The following is a 26,141-nucleotide window of genomic DNA, read 5'->3' as shown; positions in this document are numbered from 1 at the left end:
ATGCCTGAATTCGACGACCTGCGCGACGAGCCCTTCGAACCGGAAGTGCTCCGCAGCGATCTCGCGTACGAGGGCGCCGTCTGGAACGTCCGCGACGACCGGGTGCGCTACGGCGACGGAGAGATCCGCCGTCAGTATGTCGCGCACACGGGCGCCGTCGCGATCGTCGCCCTGGATGACGCGGGGCGGGTGCTGCTGATCCAGCAGTACCGGCATCCGATCCGTCACCGTGACTGGGAGCTTCCCGCCGGTCTGCTCGATGTCGCAGGGGAGGAGCCGCTCGAGGCCGCTCGACGCGAGCTCGCCGAAGAGGCCGACCTGGTCGCTGCGCACTGGGAGCCGCTCGTCTCGTCGTGGACGACCCCTGGCGGAAACGACGAGCTCATCCACGTCTTCCTCGCGAGCGGCGTCTCGGCGGCGCAGGACGCGCATGCGCGCGAGGACGAAGAGGCCGACATCCGCGTCGAGTGGGTTCCGCTCGACGCGGCGGTCGCGGCGGTTCTCGACGGGCGGATGCGCAACGGCATCCTCGGCATCGGCGTGCTCGCCGCCGCCCAGAGGCTGCGCGACCGGAGCTGAGGATGCAGCTCGACCGTGCGCTGGACACGTATCTGCGCCACGTCACGATCGAGCGCGGTCTCAGCGAGCATACGATCGCCGCCTATCGCCGCGATCTCGGTGGCTATCTCGAGTGGCTGGAAGCCGACGGGGTCACCGACACGGCGCAGATCAGCGCGGCCGTCGTCGGGCGGTTCATCGCCGATCGATCGGGTGCCGATCCCGCCCCCGCTGCGACCAGTCTCGCGCGACTGCAGTCGTCGGTGCGCGGGTGGCACCGCTTCCTGGCGCGCGAAGGCATCGAACAGGATGATCCGAGCGGGCGTCTTCGTCCACCGAAGGCCCCTCGTCGCCTCCCCAAGGCACTGACGATCGACCAGGTCGAGCGCCTGCTCGGCGCGCCCAGCGCCGAAGAGCCGATAGGGATCCGCGACAGGGCTCTGCTCGAACTGCTCTATGCGACCGGCGCCCGGGTGTCCGAGGCGGTCGGACTCGACGTCGACGACCTCGCTCACGGCGACGTGCTGCGCCTTCGGGGCAAGGGGTCGAAGGAGCGCATCGTGCCGATCGGCTCGTTCGCCCGCGACGCGGTGGATGCCTATCTCACCCGCGTCCGCCCAGGTCTCGCGGCGAAGGGGCGGGCATCGGCCCGGCTCTTCCTCGGTGCTCGCGGTGCCCCGCTGTCACGGCAGAGCGCATGGCTCGTCATCCGCTCGGCCGCGGAGCACGCACACATCACCGCGGAGGTGTCGCCGCACACGCTGAGGCACTCGTTCGCGACGCACCTGCTGCAGGGCGGTGCCGACGTGCGCGTCGTGCAGGAGCTGCTCGGACACGCCTCGGTCGCGACGACGCAGATCTACACGCACGTATCGGTCGACACCCTGCGGGACATCTACGCCACTTCTCATCCGCGCGCCCGCTGAGATCGCGACGCCCGCGGCGAAATCGCGGGATCGCCGGGGCTGAGGCAGTGATCCCGCCAGGCGATCGGTAGACTCGACCGAGCACGAAAGAGCAGGAGAATCGGTGGCTGAGAACGCGGCGAAGTCCAGGGCGAAAACGTCGAAGAACGACGACACCCCCATGGGACCCACCGGGCGTCCCTATCACGGCTTCGCGACCCCTGAACCGCTCGCCTCGCACGGGCCCGCACGCATCATCGCGCTGTGCAACCAGAAGGGCGGCGTCGGCAAGACGACGACCGCGATCAACCTCGCTGCGGCCCTCGCTGAATACGGCCGCAAGGTGCTGGCCGTCGACTTCGACCCCCAGGGCGCGCTGTCGGCCGGCCTCGGCATCCAGACACATGACGTGCCGACCGTGTACGACCTGCTGCTCGACACCAAACGCGACGCGCATGAGGCGATCGTCCCCTCAGGGGTCGACGGTCTCGACGTGATGCCCGCGAACATCGACCTGTCCGCCGCCGAGGTGCACCTCGTGAACGAGGTCGCCCGCGAGACGATCCTCGCCCGTGTTCTCCGTCAGGTGGCGGGGGAGTACGACGTCATCCTGATCGACTGCCAGCCCTCGCTCGGCCTGCTCACGGTGAACGCACTGACTGCGGCTCATGGCGTCATCATCCCGCTCGAGTGCGAGTTCTTCGCGCTTCGCGGCGTGGCCCTCCTGATCGAGACCATCGACAAGGTGCGAGACCGGCTGAACCCGTCGATCACGATGGACGGCCTTCTCGCCACCATGTACGACCCGCGCACGCTGCACTCGCGCGAGGTTCTCGAGCGTGTGGTCGAGGCGTTCGGCGACGATGTCCTGGAGACCGTGATCGGTCGCACGGTCAAGTTCCCCGACGCCTCGGTCTCCGGCGTGCCGATCACCGAGTTCGCTCCGGAGCACGCTGCCGCGCAGGCCTACCTGCGGCTGGCGCGGGAGCTGGTCACCCGTGGCGCTGTCGCCTGAGCTCGAGCCGTCAGACACACCGGCAGAGTCCGTCTCGCCAGCTCAGTCCGTCTCACCCGCAGAGTCCATCGGGCCTGTCGACGCCGCCGAGGAGCGCGATCCCGAGGTCACGGGAGAAGCTCCCGTCTCGGATGTCGGATTCCGCGTCTCACTGTCGAACTTCGACGGCCCGTTCGATCTGCTGCTGAACCTCATCTCGAAGCACGAGATGGACATCACCGAGGTCTCCCTGAGCGCAGTCACGAACGAGTTCATCGCGTACCTCAAGGAGCTCGACGACGACGAGGAACTCGACCAGGCGTCGGAGTTCCTGGTGGTCGCGGCGACGCTGCTCGACATGAAGGTGGCAGGGCTCCTGCCGCAGGGTGAGCTGGTGGATGCCGAGGCCGTCGCGCTGCTCGAGGCCCGAGACCTTCTCTTCGCGCGCCTCCTGCAGTATCGCGCCTTCAAGGAGGTGTCCGCCTGGTTCGCCCGGTGCCTGCAGCGCGAGGACCGACGTCATGTGCGCGCGGCCAGGCTTGACGAGAAGCACCGGCGGAAGACGCCAGAGCTCGTCTGGTCCCTCAGCGTCGACGATTTCGCCGCCCTCGCACTTCTGGCCTTCGCGCCGAGAGAGATCCCGCATGTCGGCCTCGATCATCTGCACGCGCCGCTCGTCAGCATCCGCGAACAGGCCGCGATCGTCGTCACCCTGCTTCGCGCCGCGGAGTCGGTGAGCTTCCGCGAGCTCGTCGCGGGTGTGAGCGAGCCGGGGATCGTCGTCGCTCGGTTCATCTCCGTGCTGGAGCTCTACCGGCACTCCGCCCTCTCATTCGAACAACTGGAACCGCTCGGCGAGCTGACGCTGCGCTGGGCAGCCGACTCCTGGTCGGACGAGACACTCGCATCGCTGGGAGCCGACTATGACCGATGACGTGACCGAATCCGCGACCGATGCAGCCGTGCGCGAGTCTCCGCTGTCCGAGCGCATCGAGGCGATCCTGCTGATCATCGACGAGCCGATCGGTCTCGTCGCCCTCGCCGCGGCAGTCGGCTCGCCGGTGGCGGCAGTACGGCAGACGATCGAGACTCTGGTCGACGACTACGACGGCAAGGGGCATGGCCCGCGTCGTGGTTTCGAACTGCGCGAGGTCGGAGGCGGATGGCGCCTCTACGTGCGCGAGGATCACGACGATGTCGTCGCGGAGTTCGTCGGCGGACAGGCACCTGCGCGACTCTCTCAGGCGGCGCTCGAGACGCTCGCCGTGATCGCATACAAGCAGCCGGTCACACGCAGCCAGGTGGCGTCTATCCGCGCGGTGAACGTCGACTCGGTCGTGCGCACTCTTCTCGCTCGAGGTCTCATCACCGAGCTGTTCGCGGACTCCGAGACCGGCGCGATCAACTACGGCACCACCGACGCGCTCCTGCAGCACTTGGGCATCAACTCGCTCGACGATCTGCCGCCGATCTCTCCTCTGCTCGACGACGGCGCAGACGGTTTCGACGAAGGGACCATCCGATGACCTCGGTGGAACCCGCTCGTCCGAAGTCGTCCGGTCGCCCGGGCGCGATGCACAGATTCAGTTTCGACGAAGGGACCATCCGATGAGCGGCTTCGAGACACCAGAGGGCATCCGCCTGCAGAAGGTGCTGTCGGCGGCGGGCGTGGCCTCACGACGCGTGATCGAGCAGTACATCGTCGAGGGACGGATCCGGGTGAACGGAGAGACCGTCACCGAGCTCGGTCGCCGCGTGGACCCGGAGACCGACCTCATCGACGTGGACGGCACCGCGGTTCAGCTCGACGTGACGAAGCGGTATGTGATGCTGAACAAGCCGACCGGAGTGGTCAGCAGCCTTCGCGACGAGAACGGCCGGCCCGATCTGCGCGTCTTCACCGACGACTACGAGGAGCGCCTCTACAACGTCGGGCGACTCGATGCCGAGACCAGCGGTCTGCTCGTCCTGACGAACGACGGCGACCTCGCGCACGTGCTCGCTCACCCGTCTTTCGGTGTCACCAAGGTGTACATCGCGAAGGTCGAGGGCGAGGTGACAGCCCAGACGATCTCGAAGCTCACCAAGGGCATCGATCTGGACGACGGCCCGATCGCGGCAGACAAGGCGCGGCTGCTCGACACCTCGCGCGGGTCCAGTCTCGTCGAGCTGACACTGCACTCCGGTCGCAACAGGATCGTCAGAAGGATGCTGGCTGCCGTCGGCCACCCGGTGACCGAACTCGTGCGCCGTCAGTTCGGTCCGCTGCACCTGGGAACCCTCCCGGTTGGGAAGACCCGCGAACTGACTAAAATCGAACTCGGCGCACTCTTGACTCTGTCGCGCCGTGATTCCGGTGTCGCCGAGGCGCCAGGCGAGCAACAGGAGAACGAGTGACCGATACGACGAGTGCGCCCACGGGGGCTCGGAGTTCTGTCGCGCCGCGAATCGCCGCCAGGCTCTCGGGCACCGTTCGTGTTGTCGGCGCCGGTCTGCTCGGTGCGAGCATCGGTCATGCGCTCCGCGCCAAGGGCGTCGATGTGGTGCTCGCCGATACGTCGCCGGCTCAACTGCGCCTCGCGATCGACTACGGAGCCGGTCGCTCGGCTGCCGACGACGACTCGCCGGTGCTGATCGTGGTCGCCGTGCCGCCGGACGTCACTGCAGACGTCATCGAGTCCGAACTGGCTCGTTTTCCGCACGCCGTCGTCACTGACGTGGCGAGCGTCAAGCTCGAGCCCTTCCACAGTCTGCAGAGGCGCGGAGTCGACCTGACGCGCTACATCGGCTCGCACCCGCTCGCCGGACGAGAGCGCGGCGGGGCGATCTCCGCTCGCGCAGACCTGTTCATCGGACGCCCGTGGGTCGTGTGCCGTGATGCCGACACCAAGGCAGCGGATCTCGCGCTCGTCGAGGCGCTGGCTCTCGATGTCGGAGCGATGCCCCTCGAGATGACTCCGGAGGAGCACGACCGCTCCGTTGCCCTGACCTCGCACGTTCCGCAGGTGATCGCCAGCCTTCTTGCCGGACGGCTCGCCGAGGCGGATGAGGGCGCGCTGCGTCTCTCCGGCCAGGGCGTGCGCGACACGACGCGCATCGCCGCATCGGCCCCTGAGCTCTGGGTGCAGATCCTCGGAGCGAACGCCGCGCCCGTGGTCGAGATCCTCGACGCCCTGGCATCCGATCTCCGTCAGGTGTCCGACGCGTTGCGCGAGCCCGAAGCTCCCGGCGCTCGGCGCGTGGTCGCCGAGACGATCCGACAGGGAAACGACGGCGTCGAGCGGCTCCCGGGAAAGCACGGACAGAACCAGCGGTTCGAGTCGCTCGTCGTGATGATCGACGACACCGCCGGCCAGCTCGGCCGTCTGTTCGGCGAGCTCGGAGAGCTCGGCGTCAACGTCGAGGATCTTCGTCTCGAACACTCACCGGGTGCACAGTTCGGCCTCGCCGAGATCAGTGTCGAGCCCGCAGCGCTGCACGGCGCGATCACCGGACTCCAGGAACGCGGCTGGCGGATTGCAGGTACCACCAATGACTGATTTCATCGCGATCGATGGGCCCGCCGGTTCCGGCAAGTCCAGTGTGTCGAAGGCGGTCGCCCGTGCTCTGGGCTTCGGCTACCTCGACACGGGGTCGGCCTATCGCGCTCTCGCCTGGCACGTGCTCGATCGAGGGGCCGACACGGCGGATGCTGCCGCGGTGCTCGACGCGGTCGCGGATTTCCCTGTGCGCCTCGGTCTCGACCCCGACGATCGCACGGTGCGGGTCGGCGACGTGGACATCACGGACGCGATCCGCGAACCCACCGTCTCGGGCGCCGTCAGCGGCGTCGCCCGCGTCCCCGAGGTGCGCGACCAGGTGAACCGCCTGTTCCGCACCCTCGTGGCCGAGGCGCCCTACCCGGCTGTCGTGGTCGAGGGGCGCGACATCACCACTGTGGTGGCACCGGACGCCCCGGTGCGCATCCTTCTCACGGCTGCGCCCGAGGTGCGCGCCGCACGACGCGCCGGCGAACTCGCCGGCGAGAACGCCGAGACCGTCGCGGCCGCGCTGCACAAGCGCGACGCTTCAGACAGCGCCGTCGTCGACTTCCTGAACGCCGCCGAAGGCGTCGAGGTCGTCGATTCGACGGAGCTCGATTTCACACAGACCATCGACGCCGTCCTCGCGGTGATCGAACGAACCCGAGGAGTACACCATGGCTGACGACGAATACGAAGGCGGCCCCGACCAGCTCGCCGAGAAGATGGCGCAGCTCGACGAGCAGCTCGCCGAAGCGCGTGCCGAGACGCTGCGCGCGGGCCTCGCCGACTACGACCTCGACGATGAAGATGCCGCGCTGCTCGCCGGCATCACGATGGGCGAGGACGGCATCCAGTTCTTCCCCGCACTGCCGGTCGTCGCGATCGTCGGTCGTCCGAACGTCGGCAAATCGGCGCTCGTGAACCGCATCCTCGGACGCCGTGAGGCCGTCGTCGAGGACACCCCCGGTGTGACCCGCGACCGCGTGACGTACAAGGCCGAGTGGGCCGACCGTCGCTTCTCGCTCGTCGACACCGGAGGCTGGGAGCCCGACGCGCGAGGCATCGACCGCTCGGTCGCCGCGCAGGCAGAGGTCGCGATCGACCTCGCCGACGTCGTGCTGTTCGTCGTCGATGCGATGGTCGGCGCCACGTCGACCGACGAGCATGTCGTGAAGATGCTGCGCAAGAGCGGCAAGCCCGTCTTCCTCGTCGCGAACAAGATCGATGACGCCCGTCAGGAGCCCGAAGCGGCAGCCCTGTGGAACCTCGGTCTCGGCGAGCCGCACCCCGTCTCGGCCATCCACGGTCGTGGTGTGGCCGACCTGCTCGATGAGCTGTTGAAGACGCTCCCCGATGTCTCGGCCGTCGCGAAGGCGGAGATCGGCGGACCGCGTCGCGTCGCGATCCTCGGTCGCCCGAACGTCGGCAAGTCGTCGCTGCTCAACAAGGCCGCCGGCGAAGAGCGCGTGGTCGTCAACGACCTCGCAGGAACCACCCGCGATCCGGTCGATGAGATCGTCGAGCTCGGCGGCAAGCTGTGGCGTCTGGTCGACACCGCCGGCATCCGTCGCCGCGTGCACATGGCGCAGGGTGCCGACTTCTACGCCTCGCTGCGTACGTCAGCCGCGCTCGAGAAGGCCGAGGTCGGTGTCGTCGTCCTCGACGTGTCCGAGTCGATCAGCGAGCAGGATGTCCGCATCATCGACCTGGTGCTCGAGTCCGGTCGTGCGCTCGTGCTCGCGTTCAACAAGTGGGATCGTCTGAACGACGACGATCTCGAGAATGCCGATCGTCGCCGCTACCTCGAGCGCGAGATCGAGCAGGACCTGGCGCACGTCGCCTGGGCTCCGCGCGTGAACATCTCGGCGAAGACCGGCCGTCACCTCGACAAGCTGGTGCCCGCGCTCGAGACCGCGCTCACGAACTGGGACCGTCGCATTCCCACGGGCAAGTTCAACGCGTTCCTCGCCGAGCTGGTCGCCGAGCACCCGCACCCGCTGCGCGGAGGCAAGCAGCCGCGCATCCTGTTCGGCACGCAGGCATCGACTCGTCCGCCGACGTTCGTGCTGTTCACGACCGGGTTCCTCGACCCCGGGTACCGTCGATTCATCCAGCGTCGTCTGCGCGAGCTGTACGAGTTCGACGGAACGCCCATCGTCATCAACATGCGGGTGCGCGAGAAGCGTCAGCGCTGATCCGCAGCCGGGTCGCACGAGTGGATCGCTGTTCCCTCGTGTGACCCGGATGCATGCCGATGCCCGGATGCTGTGACAGGCTGAAGGAGTGACTGTCGTACCTCCTGCCCCAGGTGAGCCCCGCCGCCCCGATGGGCCCCGGAACCCGGGTGACGCCTGGGTGGTCGCCGCGTCGGGGGAGAAGTACTGGGGACGTTTCGGCGCCGCCGGTCTGCTCGCCTTCGACCCCGCGCGCGGAATCCTGCTGCAGCACCGCGTCTCATGGAGCCACTTCGGGGGTACGTGGGGCCTGCCCGGTGGCGCGATGCACGAGGGTGAGAGCGCGATCGTGGGTGCTGTGCGTGAGGCACAGGAGGAGGCGGGGGTGCCCGATGGCTCCGTGCGGCCACGGTTCACCAGTGTGCTCGACCTCGACGTGTGGTCATACACGACCGTCATCGCCGATGTGGTGCGCCCGTTCGAACCTGTGATCAGTGACCCTGAGAGCGTGGCGCTCGAGTGGGTGCCGGTCGACGAGGTCGATTCGCGACCGTTGCACCCCGGTTTCGGCAACGCATGGCCTGCTCTTCGCGCCCTGCTCGAGGTTCGCCCGGCGCTCGTCGTCGATGCCGCGAACGTGGTCGGCTCGGTGCCCGACGGCTGGTGGAAGGATCGCGCGGGCGCGGCGACTCGTCTCGCTTCGCGCCTGGACGGGGTCGCCGTGCCGGCGTCTGATCTCGGGATCGATGGGACGCTCTGGTTCCCGGAGGTCGCACTCGTCGTCGAAGGGAAGGCGCGCGGGATCTCCGCGCCGTCGCCGTCATCGTCTGCTGGTGCTGGTGCTGGTGCTGGTGCTGGTGCTGGTGCTGGTGCTGGTGCAGATGCGATGGCCCCCGAGCTGCTCCCCGCCGGGGGCGTCTCGGTTGTGCGCGCTGAGGCCGCGGGTGACGACACGATCGTCGCAGAGGTCGAGCGTCGATCGCGGGCGGGACAGTATGTCGTCGCCGTCACGAGCGACCGCGAGCTGCAGAACCGCGTCGTCGCGGCGGGCGCCGCGCAGGTGCTCTCGGCCGGCTGGCTGTTGGGCGTGCTGCCGCAACAGGCCTGATGGATACAGCGCGTCGCTGCGTTCAGACGAACATCACCCGACGACGAGGTGGGTCGACGTAATCTCGGCCGAGCGGACTGGTCCAGGTGATACTCCCATCGGGAGTCTGGCGGGCCTTCCACCGATGCAATTCATCGATGTCGGGGTGTTTGAGCGAATGATGCGTCGTGCAGAAGTGACTGAGGTTGTCGATGCGTGTTCGGCCACCGCGAGCGTGGTCGTGGTTGTGGTCGATCTCGCAGCGGTGCACCGGCATCCGGCATCCAGGGAATCTGCAGTGCTGATCTCGTGCTCGAAGGAAGCGCCGCATCTGCTCCGTGGGGGAGTATGCGTCGGTCTCTGTCACCAGGCCGGTGCTGTCGAGGAACAGGCGTGACCATCCGGTGCAGCGCCCCGCGAGTCCGCGCGCGACATCGGGATCGAGTGGGCCGTGTCCGTCGAGTTCGGCGGGTCGATCGTCATCTCCGGCGAGGGTGCTCGCAGCGACCGTGACCTGAATGCGGGCCGAGACGTTCTCGAGCCCTGCGCCGTTCGCCTCGCTCGGATCAGAGGAGAGCAGCAGATCGGACAGCAGATCGGCGCGGATCTGATCGAACGTGCGGGTATCGCCGGAAAAGTGCTCGAGGTCGGGACTCGCCGGATCGGTCAGCGGGTCGATCAGGCCGGCGAGCGGATCGGTGACGAAGGTGCCGTCGGCAGCGATCACTCCGGCCTCGAAGTAGGCGTCGTACCGGGGGTCTTCGGGGGAGAGATCGGAGAGGTGGAGCGCGTTCTCGCAGTCGTCGTCGAGTGACTCGAGGATCGGCTCCCGTTCGCCGCGAGTGCGCGCGATGTGACGTGCCATTCGCGTGAGACGATCGGAGATCGCTACGGCGACCCACTCGGGAAGAACCGCTGTGAGCACCGCCAGGCCGTCGTCGACCGACTTGACCGTCACACAGCGCTCGGCCGCGAAGCGGCGCTGCCGTTCGACAACGGTCTCGCCGACGAGAGCCGCCGCCACCTGGCGGGCATGGATCTTCGTGCGCTGCGCCGTGTCCTGCTCGGCGACGACCAGCACGGCCGTCTCGTAGAGGCTCATGGTGGCGGGCTCCACGCGACCGTCGCGGATGGCATCGTCGACAATCTCGCTTGCTCGCACGATCTCTCGGACGTGCCGCGCGGTGATGGCCCCCGCAGCGAACGTGGCATGCACGGCGGGAAGCGCTCGTGTCAGTGTGCGCGCATCCGTGAAGGCGTACTCGACAGAGCCCTTCGGGATGTGCCCTGCCGCGGAGTACTCCGCAATCATCGATCTGTAGATCGCATCGCGGTGGTGGGGGCTCTCGGAGACGTCGGCGTCGTGCACCCTGATGCGCTCGACGAGGAGCGCGTAAGACTTGGCTTCGAGAGCAGCGATCTGGCGCCGTGTGGCGACCCACTCGTCGAGGAGCCTGCGGCGCTCCTCGAGATCGAGGTCGAGATCGGTGCGCTGAGCCATGCTCTCAGTTTAGAAGATATGTTCGACTCAACACCGTGTCAGCCAGGGAATATGCCGTCATCCTCATATCCTCGGCCCCGCAGCTTGTCGATGTCGCGTCGCTCCCGCTTGGTGGGGCGCCCCGCTCCCCGATCGCGCAATCCCAGAGCGGCCTGAGGCTCGCGCTCCGGTGTGCGATCCTCGTAGGCGAGGGCCGCGACCGGCGCGCCGACGCGCTTGACGAGCAGCTGGCGGACAATCAGAATCCGATCGAAACCGGCGATCCGCACACGCAGTTCGTCGCCGATGCGCACGTGCTGAGCGGCCTTCACCTTGTCGCCGTTCACACGCACATGCCCTGCGCGGCATGCGGTGGTCGCCGCCGAGCGCGTCTTGTACACGCGGATCGCCCAGAGCCAGCTGTCGACCCTCGCGGCATCGGCCATCAGGCACCTCGCTTTCTCAGCGCGATCAGGGCGCCGGCGATGATCAGGCCCTGTCCTATCGTGTACGTGGCCATGATGGCAGGGCTGCTCCAGGCAGGGAGCGAGCCGGGAAGGAAAAGCCGGAGGGCCAGGAGGGTGTCGCTCGCGAGGAAGAAAGCACCGCCGATCGCGACGAGCGGATGGCATCGTGTCGACAGGGCCGCTGTAGCACCGAGAACGACGCCGTAGATCGCGACCGCGATCAGCAGCCCACCGGCATGGGGCCCCACGAGAGTCACCATCGCCACCCACCATCCGGCGTAGACGAGCGCCCACCACTGCATCCGACGCACAGCGAGATGACGGACGAAAAGAGCGATGTATGCGAGATGCGCGATGCCGAAGAACATCAGCATCAGCGGTACCTCCGGCGCTGCAGGGAAGACCGCGCCCGCGCTGTCACCGAGCCATGAGAACGCGAGCGCCACGAGAATCAATGCCTGCGCGGCACGCTCCCGGATCCGGGGCAGCGATACCAGCACCGGCACGGCGAGCAGGGGCATCAGGAGCAGCTTGGTCGGCCCGGCCGCAGGGCTGTCGAGGCCCAGCAGCACCACGTGGGTCACCGAGACCGCGATGTAAGGCAGGAATGCCCACTGGAGCGGATCAAGCTGACGGCGGCGCTGCATCTCCCCATCGTAGGGCGGGATCGAACGGCGCCAGACGCGGTCAGGACTCGACGGTGACCTGGGTGATCTGACCGTCGGTCCCGAGGTGCACAGCGGGCCAGTATCCCTCGGGGAAGTGCTGGCCGCAGGTATCGATGAGGTGGAGCACGACGGTGCCGTCGGCTGAAGCCTCGAGCGTCTCGAGGCTGAGGTCGGATGCCGCGTCGTCGAGCTCGTGCTGCTCGGGGGTGACGTTGCTGAAGGCGGCCACGACGGCATCCGTAGCCAGACGTCGAAGAACGCCGAGGGCTGCGATCGTCTCATGCACGTGGGGGAGCAGAGCGGCCGCCTCATCGGCGTCGGTTCCTTCGATCATGAGGTCGAGGGGTTCACCGTTGATGACCGTGCCGCCGGCGTACCAGTCGTGGGTCAGCATTGTTCCATCAGTCAGCTCCGTCGTAGCGCGCGTGAGGGTGCCCAGCTCGGGGTCTTCGATGGTCGGGTTCTCGTCGCTCATGTCACCCACGGTAGCGGTCGCTCACGGTCTGAGAGCCGAGCCGCGGGATTCGAGATGCTCGCGCAGGATGCGGAGGGCCTTCGGGCCCACTCCGTGAATCGCGAGCAGTGCGCTCTCGGACATTCCGTCGAACTGCTCGAGACGGGTGAGTCCCTGCAGAGCCAGCTCTCTGCGTGCGACCTTGCCCATGGATGCGGGCAGCTCTGTCTCCTCCGTCACCCGGAGAGCTCCAGTGCCACGAGGGTGCGTCCCGGCTTCAGCTCGGCCTTCTCTTCGAAGCCTGCAGCCAGGAATGTGGTGAGCATGCCGTGGAACAGGTCATTCGCGCGCTTCTTCTCGCCGCGGGTGTCGACGGGGTACCCCTCGATGAGTCGAGCTCCAGAGCTTCGCGCGAAGTCGACCGCGGCGCGCAGCAGTTCGAGGTTGAGGCCCGAGCCTCGGTGTTCGCGGCGCACCACGAAGCAGGTGACTGCCCACACCGATTCGTCGTCGAAGGGCTCGGCTGATGCTGCGGCGATCATGCGCGTGCGCGGCACCCGCTGCTGCCTCGCGCGCGGCCCGATCCGGATCCATCCCGCGGCGTCACCGTCGACATAGGCGATCAGGCCAGGGGGAGGGCCTGCGTCGATCTCATCGCGCAGCATCTCGGTGCGCTGCGGCGTGGTCGTCTCATTCCACTCCTTGTTGCTCAGCATCGGCCAGATGCACTGACAGCTGGCACCATCGCCGCCCCCGGTCAGCGCATGCTGAACGTCATCCCACCGGGCGGTCGTCGCCACCTCTGTCGTGATCGTCGCCATGCAGGTGACGGTACGCCGTGCCTCCGACACCACGCAACGCCCGGCACTCACCCGGTTCGCGAAGGGCGGGAGAGTGGGGCTAAGATAGGGGAGTTGCCTGCGCGAGAGTGCAGAACAACGGGCTGTGGCGCAGCTTGGTAGCGCACTTGACTGGGGGTCAAGGGGTCGCAGGTTCAAATCCTGTCAGCCCGACCACAAAGCCCCGGAGAACCGCAGAACTACGCGGAACTCCGGGGCTTTTCTCATGCCCGGCCCAGCAGCCAGGAACGCACTACCGTGCGATGTCGACGCGTCAACCCCCTCTCCGGCAACGCACGAACGGCATACCGTCGCCTCATCACCGACAGAGGAGATGCAATGAGCGATCTGCAGAACACGCACGGAACCACCGACGCCCACGAGGAGCCCGACACCGCCTCGGGTGGTGCGCCCGATGACTCGACGTCCCAGAGCACGTCCAAGAGCACGGACGAGATCCTCGAAGACGAGACCACCGACGAAGACGGCGCGCCTCTCGAGAACCCGTCGGGCGGCTGAATCGGCCACGCCCTGAAGAGCGAAGACCCCCACCCGGCGCTGAGCCGGTGGGGGTCTTCTTCGCTGTCCGCTGGTCTCTCGACCTAGGCGTTGCGCACCGTCAGCATCCGCCATCCTTCTGGCACCTTCGCCTCGAGCGATGCCATGTCGTCAGCCTCGATCTCCTGCACGCCGTCGACGCGGGTGAACGTGCCGGTCGCCTCCATCTTGGCCACACCTTTCAGCATCCGCACCGGTGCCGAGGCCAGCTCGAAACCCGGCTTGCGGTGCTGTTCGAGCTCGACGAGCACCTCGGCGAGTGTCGTTCCGATGACGTCAGCAGTGCTGGACTCGACGGGACGGATCAGAGCGATGAGCATGAGGCCAGCCTATGGCGCGGCGGTCGCCTGGCCGGGGTACCGCTCCGCAGGGGTGTCAACTGGGCGTCGCCGCAAGCGGAGGAAGGTGCGGGATCGTGATCGGCGCTGTGGACCGGCTCGGTGGGTTGTGGAACCGCTGCAGATCGCTGAGCACCTCATCGGCCGACATGTACGAGTTCGCCAGGGGAAGATTGCGCAACCAGAGTACGTCGACCTCGACGGCATCCACCTGGTAGATGCAGGCCACGGTCTGGCGTGCGTCATGCGGCTCGTACTTGTGGTCGACGATCAGCCACTCGGTCTCAGTCACCCTGCGGAGCTCGAACCTCGGATCGGGCATCGCGGGCATCTCAACACTCCAATCAGTCGTATTCGCCATCGGCTGACAGGGGGAGCGCTCCGCGAACGGGCGATGACATCACCGCCTGATCGACGGGCGCCCTCTGCCCGCCAGAGTTCACCAGAATTATACGAATCGACCGGTATATCGCTCAAGGGGACAGTGAGCGGACGTTGTGCTCGGGCGCCTCAGGCCTCGTATGCGGTACGTCCACCGATCACCGTGCGCAGAACACGGCCCGTGAGCAGCGACCCGCTGCCCTCCGAGAACGGATCGACGTCGAGCACGGCGAAGTCCGCCGCCTGGCCCACCGCGATGCGGCCACGCCACGCGCCGTCGCCGATCGACGCCGCGGCGTCACGAGTCGCATGGGCGATCGCGCGTGCGAGGGGAAGGGCGAACTGCGGATGCACCGCGGGCACATCGGGGTTCAGCGCCGATGCCCGTGTCGTGGCCACGTACATGTTCGCGAGTGCCGCATGCGGCGCGGTAGGAGCGTCCGTCGAGAAGGCGAGCAGCGCACCGGCATCCTCATATTCCGGCCACGCGAAGGCCCGATCCGCTCGATCATCGCCGAGTTGGGCCGCCCAGTTCGCGAATATCGCCGGGTCAGCGTGCACCGGCTGCATGGACGCCGTCACACCCAGGCGCGCCATCCGCTCGGCCGTGCCGGGAGCTGCGTACTCGAGATGCTCGATGCGATGCCGACGCGGACGATCGCCGTTGACGGTGATCGCGTGCTCGATCGCGTCCAGCGCGAGCGTGCTCGCCTCATCGCCGATCGCGTGCAGCGCGACCTGGAGCCCCGCGGCATCCGCAGCTGCCACGACGGGGAACAGGCGTTCGGCCGGCCAGATCGGCGCCGCGTTGGAGCCATCCGCATACGGTGCGCGCATCGCGGCGGTGCACGCGTCGATCGTGCCGTCGAGTACGAGTTTGATGCCGATCACCCGGACAGCGCTCGAGGCGGTCTCGGCACGCTCGGCCGCCTCGGCGACCTGAGCCAGGTTCAGGGCGTCATCGCCGGTGTTCGCGACGAACCAGTGCGCGGCTATCCGCAACGGCAGCGCGTCGCGCCCCTCCGCCCGTTCGAGCGCCGCAAGGGCGAGGCCGTCGAACGCCATGTCGACGGCGCCGGTGACACCCGCCGCGAGATACGCCTCCACGACGCGCTGCACCGCTGCATCCCGCTGCTCGTCGGTGGTCGTGGCATCCCGGTGCGCCCACGCGTGCTGCTGCGCGGCCGTCTCGTAGAGCATCCCGGTCGGTTCGCCGTCGGCATCCCTCTCGATACGGCCGCCGATCGGGTCAGGCGTCTCGCGGGTGATCCCGAGCTCCTCGAGCGCCGCCGAGTTGACCCAGCAGGAGTGGTAGTCATTGGCATCGAGATAGACGGGGATGTCGGCGACGACGGCGTCGATCATCGCTGCCGTCGGCGATCCGCCCGGGATCGCGTCGAAGAGCCATCCGCGCCCACGCACCGCACCGGTGGAGGTCTCACGCGCCTCTTGCACTCTGCGCTGGATCTCGTCGAGAGAGCCTGCATCGGTGAGCCCGATCTGGCCCAGCGCCGCGCCCATCATCAGCAGATGGGTGTGTGCGTCGGTGAATCCGGGAAGAACGACCCGTCCGCCGAGATCGACCACATCATCGGTCGGCGGTGCGTCGGCCTCGGCTCCGACGAAGGCGAAGTCCGCGCCGTCTACGACGACGGCTTCGGCCCAGGCGGCGTCGTCGGCGGTGAAGAAACGCGCATTGCGATAGAGCGTGGCGGGCATCAGAGTGTCTCCTCGGTGGTGGCTGCGCGCTCGAGGCGTGTCGAGAGCAGGGCGATGGCGCTTGCGGGCACGGCGAGCACGAAGCTCGCGATTCCCAGCGCGACGGCGAAACCTTGGAACCCGAGCATGCCGACGAGCGCAGCGCCGATCACGGGGGTCAGTGCCGATCCGACGAGGTAGACCGCGAGCAGGGGTCCAGACCAGCGGCCGTCGGCATCGAGAGCCGCCGAGGTCGACACGAAGTACATGAAGGCGATCGCGTAGACGGTGTTCCAGGCGATGAACACCACGATGAACGCGGTCGGATCAGAGGTGAACCCCTCAACGATCTTCAGCACTCCTCCGGCCAGCAGCAGCACCGCGAGGGGCACTGCTCGGCCCAGCCGGGATCCGACGATCATCAGCAGCACAGACCCGATGAGGCCGCCCGCCGTCGCGCCGCTGAGCGCGAGGCCCAGCCCCTCGGGTGTCAGACCCGTCTGCTCCGCGCCCATGATGCCGGCCATGGCCCAGAGCGAGTCCTCGCTCACCGCCCACAGCGCGAACACGACGAGAAGGCTGAATCCGGCGATCGTGACGGTTCGCGAGCGTGCGGGAGACAGGCGCACCGCGCCTGTGGGCGGCACGTCGATCGGCATCGCCTCGGCGACGGCGGCCCCGGCCTGAGGATCGATCACGGGAGCCGCAGGCAACCACGCCGAGACGAGCAGCCCCAGGATGCTGAACAGCGCGAGAGCGCCGAAGACATCGATCGGCGCGAGCCCGATGAGAGGGATCACCGCCAGCACGATCGTGATCACGCCACGGTTCGCGAGACCGTTGAAGCCCGCGACCCTGTCGGGATTCCGGAAGGCGGCGAGTGCGGCTCCGGATGCGGCGACGGCACCGCCGGCTCCCGCCCCGCCGACCAGCAGAGCGGGAAGGATGAGCGCAGGCACCAGCGCTGCGGTGGTGAAACCGAGGGCCGCGATGGCGAGTCCGGTGCGGGCCACCATGCGCCTGTGACCGCCGGCGCAGAGCGGGGCGATCGCGAGTCCCGTGACCGCGGTGAGCAGCAGGGTCGCGGTGACGAGCCAGCTCGCGGCGAGCACGTCGATGTCGAGGCCCGTCTGCGCCGCGGTGATCATGTAGGGCGACAGGTTGACGCCCAGATAGCCCGCGATTCCGATCGCGAAGGTGGCTGTGGCGGTCGGCAGCCGGAGCGGAACCCGGGTGCTGAGGTCGATGGCGGTCATGGTTCTCCCACTGAGAGGGCACGGCGATGTGCGCGAAAGTCCTGCCGATGCGCGTCGGGTGGGGCGCGGATTCCAAAACGAATGGTGTTCGTCAACGAATGGTGTTCACTATTATGCACAGGAGGGATGCCGGAGGGAAGAGATTTCTCGACGGGCCCGCCGACAGAGAGTGAGCGTGCTATGCCCCGACCCTCGAGCCCATTGCTCTCACCCGAGATCATCGGGGCGGCAGGCCTCGAACTGTCGAGAGCCGGAGAGCCGTTCGGGGTGAACGCGATCGCCCGCAGGCTCGGAGTCAGGCCGTCTTCGCTCTACAACCACGTGGACGGCATGGACGGCATCATCGAGCTGATGCGCGGCCGGCTGGTCGAGGACTACCGGGTCAGGCCGGGGGAGAGCGCGTGGGACGACTTCCTCGTCGAGCTTCTGCGACAGCAACGCCAGATGTATGCCGATCACCCGCAGCTCGTGCCGCTCCTCATCGGAAAGACCATCACTCATCCGGCGGTCATCACCGCGTATGACGACCTGGCGACCGTTCTCGTCGACGGGGGTTTTCCCGAAGACGAGGTGCTCACGTTGATCGCGATCATCGATGCCTTCGCGATCGGCTTCGGCCTCGACCTGGCATCGCCGGACGAGGTCTGGGAGCCGGGGGAGGGAACTCGCACACTCGGTCGCGTGCTCGAGGGCGCGGAGCGCGGCACCGCGCGAGCGGATCGGACGTTCGAACTCGGTGTCGGACTGTTGATCGACTCGCTTCGGGCTCGCCTCGACAGGTGAGTTCGGAGTGGTTGCCCCCTCGAGTCATCCAACCCCATTTGGATCACTCGAGAGGGCTCACCGTCCGTCCCGGACGGTAGGGGAGGCGGCGAAGATTTTCGCTGCTCTCTCGACTGATATATCCCCAGATGTTCAGTCGGTAGCCCCCGCTACTCGTAGCAGAATATCGCTTAATCGTCTTGTCCGCCATTTGGGGGACAAAGAAATCTACGAATGTTTCTTCCAGGACTGGGGCTTGCCGTGAGAACGTCCACTCATAGAGTGGTTTCATGGACAGAAAGCTCGTGCTGAACGCGCACCTCGCCATCGCCCACGGGCACCGAGTCGAGGTGACGGAGCGCATCGACGAGCTGACCGGTGAGTCCGTGGTCCTGTCTGTCAGAGACCTCGACACCGGCATCCGATATCGCCGCGTCGAAGAGCCCCGGGGCGAGCTCCTCCGGTGGCTGGGTCGTGTCATCGACTGCACGGTGACGATCGGCGGCCACTCGTCGCTGACGACTCTCACCGTCGATGCCGAGGGGAGCGGATCGGGAGCGACGAGCGCTACGGCCGCCCTGCACGGCGCGGATGCGGCGGTCGACGCCGCGAAGGCCGAAGCGGACCGCTGGGGCGGTGGCGACCGCGTGCCTGAGCCGGAGCCCGAACGCTTCTGGTGAACCGCTCAGCGGAAGTCCCTCGATCGATGCGTCACTCCGGTGCGGAGGTCTTCGAATGCGTCGGCGAGGACGTTCACGACCCCCTCTGCTGAGCGCTCGAGAATGCCGCGGATGATCAGCGCAGGGGAATCCCGCGCCACCCGGTGGTACCGACCCCACACCCCGGTCGAGCAGATGACGTTGACGAGGCCGGTCTCGTCTTCGAGATTGAGGAACGTGACACCCGCTGCGGTCGCCGGGCGCTGACGGTGGGTCACGAGGCCGGCGACCTCGATGCGTCTGCCCGTCTCGTGGCTCTGGAGATCGGCGGAGGTGAGCACGCCTCGCTCGCGCAGAAGTCCGCGGAAGTGCGCCATCGGATGGTCGTCGGTCGAGACACCTGTCGCCCAGAGATCTGCGGAGAGCCGTTCATAGCTGGACTGATCGCTGAACAGCGGGGGCTGCACGGCGATCGTCGTGCCGGGAAGGAATCGCGAACGATCCTCAGCGGCTGCCCCCGACAGCCAGATCGCCTCTCTGCGCTGCAGCCCGAGGCACTCGAACGCGCCGGCGGTCGCCAGGGACTCGAGCTGCGCGGCGGTGGCATCGGTGCGCCTCACCAGATCGTTCAGATCGCGGAACGGACCGGCGGCCTCGCGCTCGGCGACGATCCTCTCTGCCAGCGGTGTGCCGATGCCGCGCACACCGCTGAGCCCCATGCGCACCGCATAGGCGCCATCCCGGCGGTGCGCCGCCGACTCGTCGGGCTTCGACCGGTCGAAGCGTGGCACTCGAGGCTGCAGAGGATCGCCGCAGGCGTCCAGCCCCGTCGGCATCCGCAGCGGTGCGCCCTCGAGGGGTTCGAGAGTCTCGGTGACGCCTGAGGCGTGCAGATCGGGTCGACGCACCTCCACGCCATGCCGACGCGCGTCTGCGGTGAGCGTCGAGGCGGAGTAGAAGCCCATCGGCTGCGACCGGAGCAGTCCGGCGAGGAACGCCGCAGGATAGTGCAGCTTGAGCCAGGAGCTCGCATAGACGAGGAGAGCGAAGGACAACGAGTGCGACTCCGCGAATCCGAAATTGGAGAACGCCTGGATCTGCGCGTAGATGCGATCCGACTGCTCGGCGGAGAGTCCGCGCCGGGTCATTCCCGCGTAGAGCTTGTCGCGCACCTTCTCGATCTTCTCGAGCCCGCGCTTGGATCCCATCGCGCGTCTGAGCAGATCGGCCTCGTCGGCGGTGCAGTCGCCGATGGCCGTCGCCATCTGGATCAGCTGCTCCTGGAAGATCGGGATGCCCAGCGTCCGCTCGAGGATCGGCTTGAGGTCATCATGCGGATACGGGATGTCGAGCACCACAGGCTCTTCTCCGCGAGCGGCTCTGGCGCGGTTCTCTTCGTCGAGCGCATCCTTGGCCATCTTGCGGCGGACGAACGGATGCACGGCGCCGCCCTGGATGGGCCCGGGGCGGATGAGCGCGATCTGGATGGCGAGGTCGTAGAAGGCGCGCGGCTGCAGGCGGGGGAGCAGGCCGATCTGTGCGCGGGATTCGACCTGGAACACCCCGATCGAATCAGCGCGGCAGAGCATGTCGTAGACGGCCGGCTCTTCTTTCGGAAGCGTCTCGAGCGTCCACCGCTCACCCGTGGCGTCGTCGATGAGATCGAAGCAGTGCTGGAGCGCTGCCAGCATCCCCAGTCCGAGGAGGTCGAACTTCACCAACCCCATCCATGCGGCGTCGTCTTTGTCCCACTGGATCACGGTGCGGTTCTCCATGCGAGCATGCTCGACGGGGACGACCTCGCCGACGGGGCGTGCAGTGAGCACCATGCCACCGGAGTGGATGCCGAGGTGTCGGGGAGCCTTCAGGAGCTCACCCGCGTAGTCGAGCACATTCGCGGGAATGTCGTGCTCGTCTGCAACCTCGAGCCCGGCGCTCCACCCGTCGACCTGCCTGGACCAGGCGTCCTGCTGCCCCGGGGAGAATCCCAGAGCCCTCGCCATGTCGCGCACGGCGTTCTTCGGACGGTACTGGATGACGTTCGCCACCTGTGCCGCACGCTCTCTTCCGTACTCGCGGTACACCCACTGGATGATCTCCTCCCGGCGATCGGAGTCGAAATCCACATCGATGTCCGGTTCTTCCTGACGGGTCGTCGCGAGGAACCGCTCGAAGGGCAGTCGGTAGAGGATCGGGTCGACGGCTGTGATGCCGAGGAGATAGCAGACGGCGCTCGCCGCGGCAGAACCACGTCCCTGACACAGGATGCCGCGACGGCGTGCCTCTGCGACGATGCCGTGCACGATGAGGAAGTAGCCGGGGAAATCCTTCTCCTCGATCACGTCGAGCTCGCGCCCGATCCTGCGGCGACCGTCGTCATCGAGCTGCGGGTATTTCGTCGGCACGGCCTCCCATACCAGGTGACGCAGCCAGCTCATGGGGGTATGACCGTCTGGCACTTCCTGCTTCGGCAGGGCCGGTCGTGCTCGGCGGAGGGAGAAGGCCGACGCAGCGGCGAGCTCGAGCCCATAGGAGATCGCGCCGGGGTGGCGCCGGAAGCGCGCGGACATCTCCGCACCGCTGCGCAGATGTGCTCCTCCGTGGGTCGGAAGCCAGCCGTCGAGCTCGTCCATGCTGCGCACGGCACGCACAGCGGCGACCGCCTCGGCGAGTGATGCGCGTTCGGGGGCGGCGTAGTGCACGTTGTTCGTCGCCACCACAGGCAACCGCAACCGCCGGGCGAGATCGGCGAGAGCGTCGTTGCGACGTGTGTCCTGCGGGTCGCCGTGGTCGAAGAGCTCGACGGCGACGTGATCCTGGCCGAACAGATCGACCAGACGGCGCAGCGGCGTCTGCGCGTCTCCGGCTTCGAGCCCACGGCGGACGCCGCCCTTGCGGCATCCGGTGAGGATCGTCCAGTGCCCGTCGGCGGCGGCCGCCAGCTCATCGAGGTCGTACACGGGGCGGCCCTTCTCTCCGCCGCGCAAGTGAGCAGCCGTCATGGCGCCGGAGAGACGGTGATAGCCCTCCAGACCGTCGGCGAGCACCAGAAGATGGTCGCCGACCGGATCGGGGGTGCCCCGCTGCGGGGCGTCGAGACCGAGCGAGAGCTCGGCACCGTAGACCGTCTGGACGCTCACATCCATCAGCTCTGCGACCTCGGCGAAGCGGGCCGCTCCGTAGAAACCGTCGTGGTCGGTGAGTGCCAGCGCGGTGAGCCCCAGACGCTCGGCCTCGGCGAGCAGGTCTTCCGGTGAGGAGGCGCCGTCGAGGAACGAGTACGACGAATGCGCGTGCAGCTCGGCATAGGGGACGGCATCCTCAGGCCGGTGCACGGAGGTCGGGGGATTTCGCTTGCGCTTGGTGCTGACGGGGCCCGGGTCGGGGCGGCTGCCGGGTGGCATGCCTCCGGTCGGATAGGGCGATTCCTCGCCGCTGAGAGTGCGCTCCAGTTCGTTCCAGGACAGGGGAGGGTTGTGCCAGCCCATCAGCGGTACCTCCCCTCGGCCCACCAGCGATCTCCCGTGCAGAAGACGAGCCAGGCCCGATCATGGTCATCGATGATCTGCAGGCGATGCCCCTTCTTGCCGCCGGAGGCCTCCCACCGGCGTTCATGGATCGGCCACGGGCCAGCCCAGGCCTGCACATCGTCGCCGTCGATGCGAGCGGGTGCCGCCGAGAGCGAACCCCGGTCGTCGACGAGGACGGTCTCCCCGTCGGGTGCGAGCACTCCGATGGGGCGAGGGGGACGGAACACCTCGGCGGGAAGAGGATCGGGAAGGCTTCCCGGCCAGGGTTGCCCGGGGTCTCTGGGGGCGACGGGGCGTTCGCCCCACGGAGTGAGCACCTGTCGATCGGCGAGCCAGCGTCCGCCGGAGAGAGCGGCGGTGACGACGCCCTCGTGGCCGAGCATCGTCTGCACGCGGGAGATGGCGTGGTGCAGGCGCTCATCCGTGCCGGACCCGAAGAGTCCGGGCTGGTGATGGGCGGCATCATCGACCGCCACGGGGACGATCCGCACCAGGGCGATCCCGCCGAACGCGCGAGCCTCATCGATCGGCTCTTTCGCTGACTCCGCCCCCAGCGCCTCGAGCTGCCAGCGCACCCGGTCGACGAGGTCAGCGGCATCGAAGCAGGTCGGATGCAGCCAGGGACGGGAGAACACCTTGCCGTCGTCGTCGATCAGGTCGATGCGGATCTCTGTGCACACCACCGAGGCTTCTCCGAGAGCGAGCATGACCGCATCGGCCGTCTGCCGCACCGCGAAGGCCACCTGATCGGCTCCGGCGAGCGGGGGTTCGAACTCGACGGAGCGCACGAGTTCGGGGTCGGGCGGTCGTGCCACCACGGCGCGGGAATCGGCACCGGCGGCGAGGGAGTGCAGGCGGGCGCCGCGCTCGCCGAAGCGATCGCGCACCTCGATCTCGTCGAGGGCGGCGAAGTCGCCGAGCGTGCGCACGCCGAGCCGGATGAGCAGACCGGTGAACTGTTCGTCTCGCAGCACCCCCACGGGGAGCGGGGCGAGGAAGTCCTTCGCGATGCCTGCAGGAACGACGGTGCACGGGGCGCTTCCTCTGGCGGCGAGCTCTGCCGTGAACGGGCCGTCGGCGATGCCGACGCGCACCTCGGGGAAGCCCGCCTCGGTGAGTACATCGATGAGGGCCCGCCCTGCTTCGGCCTCGCCGTCGTGGTAGCGGGAGATGCCCCGTGCCCGCACCGCCGCGAGTCCTGGACGCAGCAGCGCGGCGCCGGGGGCGTGCTTCTCGATGAGCTGCAGCACCGGAAGGAAGGCCCTCTCGTCGCGGGCGGTGTCGTGCGGCAGCACGCGCAGCGACGAGATGTGCCCCTGCGCGACGCGGCGGCGCTGACCGGCGCGCACACCGTGCTCCCTCGCCGAAGCGGTGCATGCGACGACGGTGTTCGCATGCACCAGCGCCGTCGGCGGATGAGGCGGTGGCCCGCCCAGGGCGGCGCGCAACGGCCAATCGGGAAGCCACAGGACGAGGACCCGCAGCGGAGCAGCGGTCATCCGGCCACCGCCAGACGCGGGTATTCGAGCGGAGTGGCCTCGTGACCGCGCAGGCCGGGCAGCGTCGTCATCTCGGCCATGGTCTCGACGGCGGTGTGCTCGGCGGGCAGCTCTTCGACCGCGCCATGGGCGCCGGGAAGGCGTACGCGCACGCTCGACGACAGCGGACTGTGCCGCGTCCGGGCTGACACCGTCGCCGTGGAACCTTCGATCAGCCCCCACCCCTCACCGACACCGAGCCAGTGCTGGTCGTGCAGTCGGATGGAGCCCTCGCTCTGCGGCCAGGCGCCGGACGCTGTCGACTCGGTGATGAGCAGGGTGCTCTCGCGGTCTCGCAGGCGTGCGCTCAGTCGTGACACATCGGCATCGCGTGCTCTGCCTCCCGGCTGCACGGCGATCAGCGGAACCACCTCGGCGAGCGCAGAGGTCACGGCGAGCCAGCGGTCTCCGGGCTCGGGGACGAGGATCAGTCGAGGCAGCTCGATTCCGAACGCCGCTGCGGCTTCCACGCCCAGCGTGGGCATGCCCACCACCGCACACCAGTGGCCCTTGCGCGACGCCGCCGCGAGCAGCGCGAGGACGAGACTGGGCGAGGGGGAGACGGTGTATGTCGTCCCCGTCTGCAGTCCTTCTTCAGGGAGCAGGGAGGAGAAGGCGGGTTCGAGGGGGAGCAGCGGATGCTCGCTGCGTCTGCGCTGCATGCGGCTGATCTCCCGGCGCAGCCGAAGAACCTCTCCGGCGCGGGAGTCGCCAGCCGGAGAGAGCGCGGTCACCGCATCGAGCCCGATCCCCATGAATCCATCCTCGAAGATATGTACTAATAAAGCAACTGGAGTAGATGACGATAGTTCGAACCTCCGACATCGGCAGGGGAGGTTATCCACACGCCGTCCTCGCCGGCATCCGCCTTCTCCTAGCCTTCCCGCATGGATCTCCGCACCGTGGCCGTCGTGACCGTCCATCTGATGCTGTTCGTGGTCGCCTGCATGCTCGTCACCATCGACATCCGCACACATCGACTGCCGAACCGGATCGTGCTCCCCACCCTCGCGGCGCTCATCCTCCTCGGGGTCGCCGACGCCATCACCTCCGGTGAGAGCACGGCGATGGTCAGAGCAGCATTCGGCATGCTGATCCTCGGCGGCTTCTATGCGGCGCTCCGTCTGCTCAGCCGCGAGGGAATGGGCGGAGGAGACGTCAAGCTCGCCGCCGTCATCGGCCTGATCCTCGGTTGGCACAGCTGGCAGGCGCTCGCCGCGGGAGCAGCATCCGCCTTCGTCCTCGGTGCTCTGTTCTCCCTGTCGCTGATGATGCTCCGCAGGGCGGACGGCTCGACGCGCATCGCCTTCGGACCGTGGATGATCCTCGGCGCGATCCTCGGCATCCTCGTGCAGTGAGGCGTCTTGCAGCGTGTCGGCGCTAGGGTGAGCACATGGCACTTGCGCGACTTCACGGCGGCCCGCTCGACGGGCAGATCATTCCTCTCGGCGATGCGGACGACAAGCTGATCGTCCCCTACAGCGAGACCCAGGTGGTGTACAACCGACGCGGTGACGCGCAGAACACCGGCGACACCGACGGTCCCACCGAGATCGACTACTGGTACGACGAATCCCTCGAGGACATCAGTCCGTCGGATGACTGAGCACCGCACCGCTCCGCAGTCCGGCCTCGAACCCTCCAGGGTCGTCGAGGTCGAGCGCAAGTACGACGTCGACGACGCCACCCCTCTTCCGGAGTGGGTGGGGGTTCCCGGAGTGGATGCCGTGTCGTCGGGCGAGGTGCGCGAACTCGACGCACGCTACTTCGACACCGCGGATGCCGGACTCTCCCGCTCAGGGGTGGCTCTTCGTCGTCGCACCGGCGGCCCCGATGCCGGTTGGCATATCAAGGGACCGCGTGAGGGCGACGGCCGTCTGGAGATCGGCTGGCCGCTGGGTGACGACGACAGGATCCCCGAGGCGGTGACCGAGACCATCTCGCGATGGGCGACGGGCCCCCTGACGCCCCTCGCCCGGATCGAGAACACCCGAACGGCCTATCTGCTCACCGGAACCGCCGGAGTGGTCGCCGAGTTCGTCGACGATCACGTTCGCGCGACCGACCTCCGACACCACGTGCAGCGTGAATGGCGCGAGTGGGAATTCGAGCTCGGCCCCGCTGCGCCCGCCGACCCGGCGGGGAGAGCGGCCCTGTTCGAGGCCGTCGAGAGGGTGATCTTCGCCGTCGGGGGTCGCGATGCGTCATCCGGCTCCAAGCTCGCCCGTGCTCTGGGTTTCTGACTCACGGCGCAAGCCCCTTCCGCGCGTG

Annotated in this window: 29 protein-coding genes and 1 tRNA gene; 17 read left to right on the top strand and 13 right to left on the bottom strand. The window is 67.9% G+C overall.

The features are described from left to right. From MRBLMI13_RS06775 to MRBLMI13_RS06730, 10 genes are all read left to right on the top strand, one after another. Window positions 1-579 carry an NUDIX domain-containing protein gene (locus tag MRBLMI13_RS06775; RefSeq protein ID WP_042541648.1) on the top strand — a complete coding sequence of 193 codons (579 nt, stop codon included), beginning with the start codon at window positions 1-3 and terminating at the stop codon, window positions 577-579. A 2-nt stretch (window positions 580-581) separates the two neighbouring features. Beyond that, entirely contained in the window at window positions 582-1,484 is a 903-nt protein-coding gene (gene xerD, locus MRBLMI13_RS06770; RefSeq protein ID WP_367819576.1) for a site-specific tyrosine recombinase XerD, read from the top strand. Between the two features lie 160 nt (window positions 1,485-1,644). Next, complete coding sequence (locus tag MRBLMI13_RS06765) at window positions 1,645-2,478, top strand: ParA family protein (protein WP_042541658.1); 834 nt, start codon at window positions 1,645-1,647, stop codon at window positions 2,476-2,478. Between the two features lie 67 nt (window positions 2,479-2,545). Beyond that, window positions 2,546-3,391 carry a segregation and condensation protein A gene (locus MRBLMI13_RS06760; RefSeq protein ID WP_414685951.1) on the top strand — a complete coding sequence of 282 codons (846 nt, stop codon included), beginning with the start codon at window positions 2,546-2,548 and terminating at the stop codon, window positions 3,389-3,391. Then, complete coding sequence (scpB, locus tag MRBLMI13_RS06755) at window positions 3,381-3,983, top strand: SMC-Scp complex subunit ScpB (RefSeq protein ID WP_367819578.1); 603 nt, start codon at window positions 3,381-3,383, stop codon at window positions 3,981-3,983. Before MRBLMI13_RS06760 ends, scpB begins: the two co-directional genes overlap by 11 nt. Window positions 3,984-4,065: 82 nt before the next feature. Further along, the gene (locus MRBLMI13_RS06750; RefSeq protein ID WP_042541645.1) at window positions 4,066-4,854 is read left to right on the top strand and encodes a pseudouridine synthase; all 789 of its coding nucleotides are present in this window, start codon (window positions 4,066-4,068) and stop codon (window positions 4,852-4,854) included. Next, window positions 4,851-5,996: a prephenate dehydrogenase gene (locus MRBLMI13_RS06745; protein WP_079113164.1), complete on the top strand. Its 1,146-nt coding sequence runs from the start codon at window positions 4,851-4,853 to the stop codon at window positions 5,994-5,996. The genes MRBLMI13_RS06750 and MRBLMI13_RS06745 overlap by 4 nt, the downstream gene beginning before the upstream one ends. Further along, a complete protein-coding gene (cmk, locus tag MRBLMI13_RS06740; protein ID WP_367819581.1) occupies window positions 5,989-6,663 on the top strand; it encodes a (d)CMP kinase in 675 nt (224 codons plus the stop codon). Before MRBLMI13_RS06745 ends, cmk begins: the two co-directional genes overlap by 8 nt. Then, a complete protein-coding gene (gene der, locus MRBLMI13_RS06735) occupies window positions 6,656-8,176 on the top strand; it encodes a ribosome biogenesis GTPase Der (RefSeq protein ID WP_042541643.1) in 1,521 nt (506 codons plus the stop codon). The genes cmk and der overlap by 8 nt, the downstream gene beginning before the upstream one ends. Before the next feature lie 88 nt (window positions 8,177-8,264). Then, window positions 8,265-9,263, top strand: a complete 999-nt coding sequence (locus MRBLMI13_RS06730; RefSeq protein WP_367819583.1) for an NUDIX domain-containing protein — start codon at window positions 8,265-8,267, stop codon at window positions 9,261-9,263. Window positions 9,264-9,285: 22 nt separating this feature from the next. Here the strand turns inward: MRBLMI13_RS06730 and MRBLMI13_RS06725 are convergent, their stop codons facing one another. The 6 genes from MRBLMI13_RS06725 to MRBLMI13_RS06700 are packed head-to-tail and all read right to left on the bottom strand — an operon-like array spanning window position 9,286 to window position 13,132. After that, window positions 9,286-10,743, bottom strand: a complete 1,458-nt coding sequence (locus MRBLMI13_RS06725; RefSeq protein WP_367819585.1) for an HNH endonuclease signature motif containing protein — start codon at window positions 10,741-10,743, stop codon at window positions 9,286-9,288. A 38-nt stretch (window positions 10,744-10,781) separates the two neighbouring features. After that, window positions 10,782-11,168: an RNA-binding S4 domain-containing protein gene (locus tag MRBLMI13_RS06720; RefSeq protein ID WP_079113160.1), complete on the bottom strand. Its 387-nt coding sequence runs from the start codon at window positions 11,166-11,168 to the stop codon at window positions 10,782-10,784. Continuing rightward, window positions 11,168-11,836 (bottom strand): lysoplasmalogenase family protein, encoded by a 669-nt coding sequence (locus MRBLMI13_RS06715; RefSeq protein WP_367819587.1) that lies wholly within the window; start codon window positions 11,834-11,836, stop codon window positions 11,168-11,170. The genes MRBLMI13_RS06720 and MRBLMI13_RS06715 overlap by 1 nt, the downstream gene beginning before the upstream one ends. A gap of 40 nt (window positions 11,837-11,876) precedes the next feature. Next, on the bottom strand, window positions 11,877-12,332 hold the full coding sequence (locus MRBLMI13_RS06710) for a hypothetical protein (RefSeq protein ID WP_367819589.1): 456 nt from the start codon (window positions 12,330-12,332) through the stop codon (window positions 11,877-11,879). A 21-nt stretch (window positions 12,333-12,353) separates the two neighbouring features. Beyond that, a complete protein-coding gene (locus MRBLMI13_RS06705) occupies window positions 12,354-12,551 on the bottom strand; it encodes a hypothetical protein (RefSeq protein ID WP_367819591.1) in 198 nt (65 codons plus the stop codon). After that, the gene (locus MRBLMI13_RS06700) at window positions 12,548-13,132 is read right to left on the bottom strand and encodes a GNAT family N-acetyltransferase (protein ID WP_367819593.1); all 585 of its coding nucleotides are present in this window, start codon (window positions 13,130-13,132) and stop codon (window positions 12,548-12,550) included. The genes MRBLMI13_RS06705 and MRBLMI13_RS06700 overlap by 4 nt, the downstream gene beginning before the upstream one ends. 118 nt (window positions 13,133-13,250) lie before the next feature. Here MRBLMI13_RS06700 and MRBLMI13_RS06695 point away from each other — a divergent pair. Both MRBLMI13_RS06695 and MRBLMI13_RS06690 read left to right on the top strand, forming a co-directional pair. Then, a tRNA-Pro gene (locus MRBLMI13_RS06695) sits at window positions 13,251-13,327 on the top strand. 162 nt (window positions 13,328-13,489) lie between these two features. After that, window positions 13,490-13,669, top strand: coding sequence for a hypothetical protein (locus MRBLMI13_RS06690; protein ID WP_042538505.1), 180 nt, complete (start codon window positions 13,490-13,492; stop codon window positions 13,667-13,669). Between the two features lie 83 nt (window positions 13,670-13,752). Here the strand turns inward: MRBLMI13_RS06690 and MRBLMI13_RS06685 are convergent, their stop codons facing one another. The 4 genes from MRBLMI13_RS06685 to MRBLMI13_RS06670 form a co-directional block, all read right to left on the bottom strand. Beyond that, window positions 13,753-14,028, bottom strand: coding sequence for a hypothetical protein (locus MRBLMI13_RS06685; RefSeq protein ID WP_079113108.1), 276 nt, complete (start codon window positions 14,026-14,028; stop codon window positions 13,753-13,755). 55 nt (window positions 14,029-14,083) lie between these two features. Then, window positions 14,084-14,368: a hypothetical protein gene (locus MRBLMI13_RS06680; RefSeq protein ID WP_367824969.1), complete on the bottom strand. Its 285-nt coding sequence runs from the start codon at window positions 14,366-14,368 to the stop codon at window positions 14,084-14,086. Between the two features lie 188 nt (window positions 14,369-14,556). Beyond that, window positions 14,557-16,146: an amidohydrolase gene (locus MRBLMI13_RS06675; RefSeq protein WP_367819598.1), complete on the bottom strand. Its 1,590-nt coding sequence runs from the start codon at window positions 16,144-16,146 to the stop codon at window positions 14,557-14,559. After that, entirely contained in the window at window positions 16,146-17,381 is a 1,236-nt protein-coding gene (locus tag MRBLMI13_RS06670; RefSeq protein ID WP_367819600.1) for an MFS transporter, read from the bottom strand. The genes MRBLMI13_RS06675 and MRBLMI13_RS06670 overlap by 1 nt, the downstream gene beginning before the upstream one ends. 180 nt (window positions 17,382-17,561) lie before the next feature. Here MRBLMI13_RS06670 and MRBLMI13_RS06665 point away from each other — a divergent pair, with 180 nt between their 5' ends. Next, window positions 17,562-18,164 carry a TetR/AcrR family transcriptional regulator C-terminal domain-containing protein gene (locus MRBLMI13_RS06665; RefSeq protein WP_367819602.1) on the top strand — a complete coding sequence of 201 codons (603 nt, stop codon included), beginning with the start codon at window positions 17,562-17,564 and terminating at the stop codon, window positions 18,162-18,164. Between the two features lie 269 nt (window positions 18,165-18,433). Beyond that, window positions 18,434-18,823 (top strand): hypothetical protein, encoded by a 390-nt coding sequence (locus MRBLMI13_RS06660; protein ID WP_367819604.1) that lies wholly within the window; start codon window positions 18,434-18,436, stop codon window positions 18,821-18,823. Window positions 18,824-18,828: 5 nt separating this feature from the next. Here the strand turns inward: MRBLMI13_RS06660 and MRBLMI13_RS06655 are convergent, their stop codons facing one another. From MRBLMI13_RS06655 to MRBLMI13_RS06645, 3 genes are read right to left on the bottom strand one after another with little or no spacing between them, the layout of a single operon-like run. Further along, a complete protein-coding gene (locus MRBLMI13_RS06655) occupies window positions 18,829-22,290 on the bottom strand; it encodes an error-prone DNA polymerase (protein WP_367819606.1) in 3,462 nt (1,153 codons plus the stop codon). Continuing rightward, entirely contained in the window at window positions 22,290-23,831 is a 1,542-nt protein-coding gene (locus MRBLMI13_RS06650) for a DNA polymerase Y family protein (RefSeq protein ID WP_367819608.1), read from the bottom strand. Before MRBLMI13_RS06650 ends, MRBLMI13_RS06655 begins: the two co-directional genes overlap by 1 nt. Next, window positions 23,828-24,625 (bottom strand): hypothetical protein, encoded by a 798-nt coding sequence (locus MRBLMI13_RS06645; protein WP_367819610.1) that lies wholly within the window; start codon window positions 24,623-24,625, stop codon window positions 23,828-23,830. The genes MRBLMI13_RS06650 and MRBLMI13_RS06645 overlap by 4 nt, the downstream gene beginning before the upstream one ends. A 132-nt stretch (window positions 24,626-24,757) precedes the next feature. Between MRBLMI13_RS06645 and MRBLMI13_RS06640 the strand changes: the two genes are divergently transcribed. Genes MRBLMI13_RS06640 through MRBLMI13_RS06630 form a run of 3 tightly spaced genes read left to right on the top strand, consistent with a single transcriptional unit; the run spans window position 24,758 to window position 26,113 of the window. Then, on the top strand, window positions 24,758-25,228 hold the full coding sequence (locus MRBLMI13_RS06640) for a prepilin peptidase (protein ID WP_367819612.1): 471 nt from the start codon (window positions 24,758-24,760) through the stop codon (window positions 25,226-25,228). Window positions 25,229-25,263: 35 nt separating this feature from the next. Next, window positions 25,264-25,476: a hypothetical protein gene (locus tag MRBLMI13_RS06635; RefSeq protein ID WP_042538484.1), complete on the top strand. Its 213-nt coding sequence runs from the start codon at window positions 25,264-25,266 to the stop codon at window positions 25,474-25,476. Next, complete coding sequence (locus MRBLMI13_RS06630; protein WP_367819615.1) at window positions 25,469-26,113, top strand: CYTH domain-containing protein; 645 nt, start codon at window positions 25,469-25,471, stop codon at window positions 26,111-26,113. The genes MRBLMI13_RS06635 and MRBLMI13_RS06630 overlap by 8 nt, the downstream gene beginning before the upstream one ends. Window positions 26,114-26,141 lie beyond the last annotated feature (28 nt).

It is taken from the genome of Microbacterium sp. LMI13-1-1.1 (genome assembly GCF_040815625.1).
GTDB classification, from domain to species: domain Bacteria; phylum Actinomycetota; class Actinomycetes; order Actinomycetales; family Microbacteriaceae; genus Microbacterium; species Microbacterium forte.
Note: the sequence above shows the minus strand (reverse complement) of the source record. Positions and strands in the feature narration are given on the sequence as shown.

Coding starts and splice junctions, on each gene's coding strand:
- MRBLMI13_RS06690 (WP_042538505.1), top strand. CDS start 13,490: ATGAGCGATCTGCAGAACACGCACGGAACCACCGACGCCCACGAGGAG.
- MRBLMI13_RS06655 (WP_367819606.1), bottom strand. CDS start 22,290: ATGGGCTGGCACAACCCTCCCCTGTCCTGGAACGAACTGGAGCGCACT.
- MRBLMI13_RS06710 (WP_367819589.1), bottom strand. CDS start 12,332: ATGAGCGACGAGAACCCGACCATCGAAGACCCCGAGCTGGGCACCCTC.
- MRBLMI13_RS06630 (WP_367819615.1), top strand. CDS start 25,469: ATGACTGAGCACCGCACCGCTCCGCAGTCCGGCCTCGAACCCTCCAGG.
- MRBLMI13_RS06670 (WP_367819600.1), bottom strand. CDS start 17,381: ATGACCGCCATCGACCTCAGCACCCGGGTTCCGCTCCGGCTGCCGACC.
- MRBLMI13_RS06675 (WP_367819598.1), bottom strand. CDS start 16,146: ATGCCCGCCACGCTCTATCGCAATGCGCGTTTCTTCACCGCCGACGAC.
- MRBLMI13_RS06715 (WP_367819587.1), bottom strand. CDS start 11,836: ATGCAGCGCCGCCGTCAGCTTGATCCGCTCCAGTGGGCATTCCTGCCT.
- MRBLMI13_RS06700 (WP_367819593.1), bottom strand. CDS start 13,132: ATGGCGACGATCACGACAGAGGTGGCGACGACCGCCCGGTGGGATGAC.
- MRBLMI13_RS06635 (WP_042538484.1), top strand. CDS start 25,264: ATGGCACTTGCGCGACTTCACGGCGGCCCGCTCGACGGGCAGATCATT.
- cmk (WP_367819581.1), top strand. CDS start 5,989: ATGACTGATTTCATCGCGATCGATGGGCCCGCCGGTTCCGGCAAGTCC.
- der (WP_042541643.1), top strand. CDS start 6,656: ATGGCTGACGACGAATACGAAGGCGGCCCCGACCAGCTCGCCGAGAAG.
- MRBLMI13_RS06720 (WP_079113160.1), bottom strand. CDS start 11,168: ATGGCCGATGCCGCGAGGGTCGACAGCTGGCTCTGGGCGATCCGCGTG.
- MRBLMI13_RS06645 (WP_367819610.1), bottom strand. CDS start 24,625: ATGGGGATCGGGCTCGATGCGGTGACCGCGCTCTCTCCGGCTGGCGAC.
- xerD (WP_367819576.1), top strand. CDS start 582: ATGCAGCTCGACCGTGCGCTGGACACGTATCTGCGCCACGTCACGATC.
- MRBLMI13_RS06640 (WP_367819612.1), top strand. CDS start 24,758: ATGGATCTCCGCACCGTGGCCGTCGTGACCGTCCATCTGATGCTGTTC.
- MRBLMI13_RS06680 (WP_367824969.1), bottom strand. CDS start 14,368: ATGCCCGATCCGAGGTTCGAGCTCCGCAGGGTGACTGAGACCGAGTGG.
- MRBLMI13_RS06725 (WP_367819585.1), bottom strand. CDS start 10,743: ATGGCTCAGCGCACCGATCTCGACCTCGATCTCGAGGAGCGCCGCAGG.
- MRBLMI13_RS06685 (WP_079113108.1), bottom strand. CDS start 14,028: ATGCTCATCGCTCTGATCCGTCCCGTCGAGTCCAGCACTGCTGACGTC.
- MRBLMI13_RS06750 (WP_042541645.1), top strand. CDS start 4,066: ATGAGCGGCTTCGAGACACCAGAGGGCATCCGCCTGCAGAAGGTGCTG.
- MRBLMI13_RS06665 (WP_367819602.1), top strand. CDS start 17,562: ATGCCCCGACCCTCGAGCCCATTGCTCTCACCCGAGATCATCGGGGCG.
- MRBLMI13_RS06660 (WP_367819604.1), top strand. CDS start 18,434: ATGGACAGAAAGCTCGTGCTGAACGCGCACCTCGCCATCGCCCACGGG.
- MRBLMI13_RS06775 (WP_042541648.1), top strand. CDS start 1: ATGCCTGAATTCGACGACCTGCGCGACGAGCCCTTCGAACCGGAAGTG.
- MRBLMI13_RS06765 (WP_042541658.1), top strand. CDS start 1,645: ATGGGACCCACCGGGCGTCCCTATCACGGCTTCGCGACCCCTGAACCG.
- MRBLMI13_RS06650 (WP_367819608.1), bottom strand. CDS start 23,831: ATGACCGCTGCTCCGCTGCGGGTCCTCGTCCTGTGGCTTCCCGATTGG.
- scpB (WP_367819578.1), top strand. CDS start 3,381: ATGACCGATGACGTGACCGAATCCGCGACCGATGCAGCCGTGCGCGAG.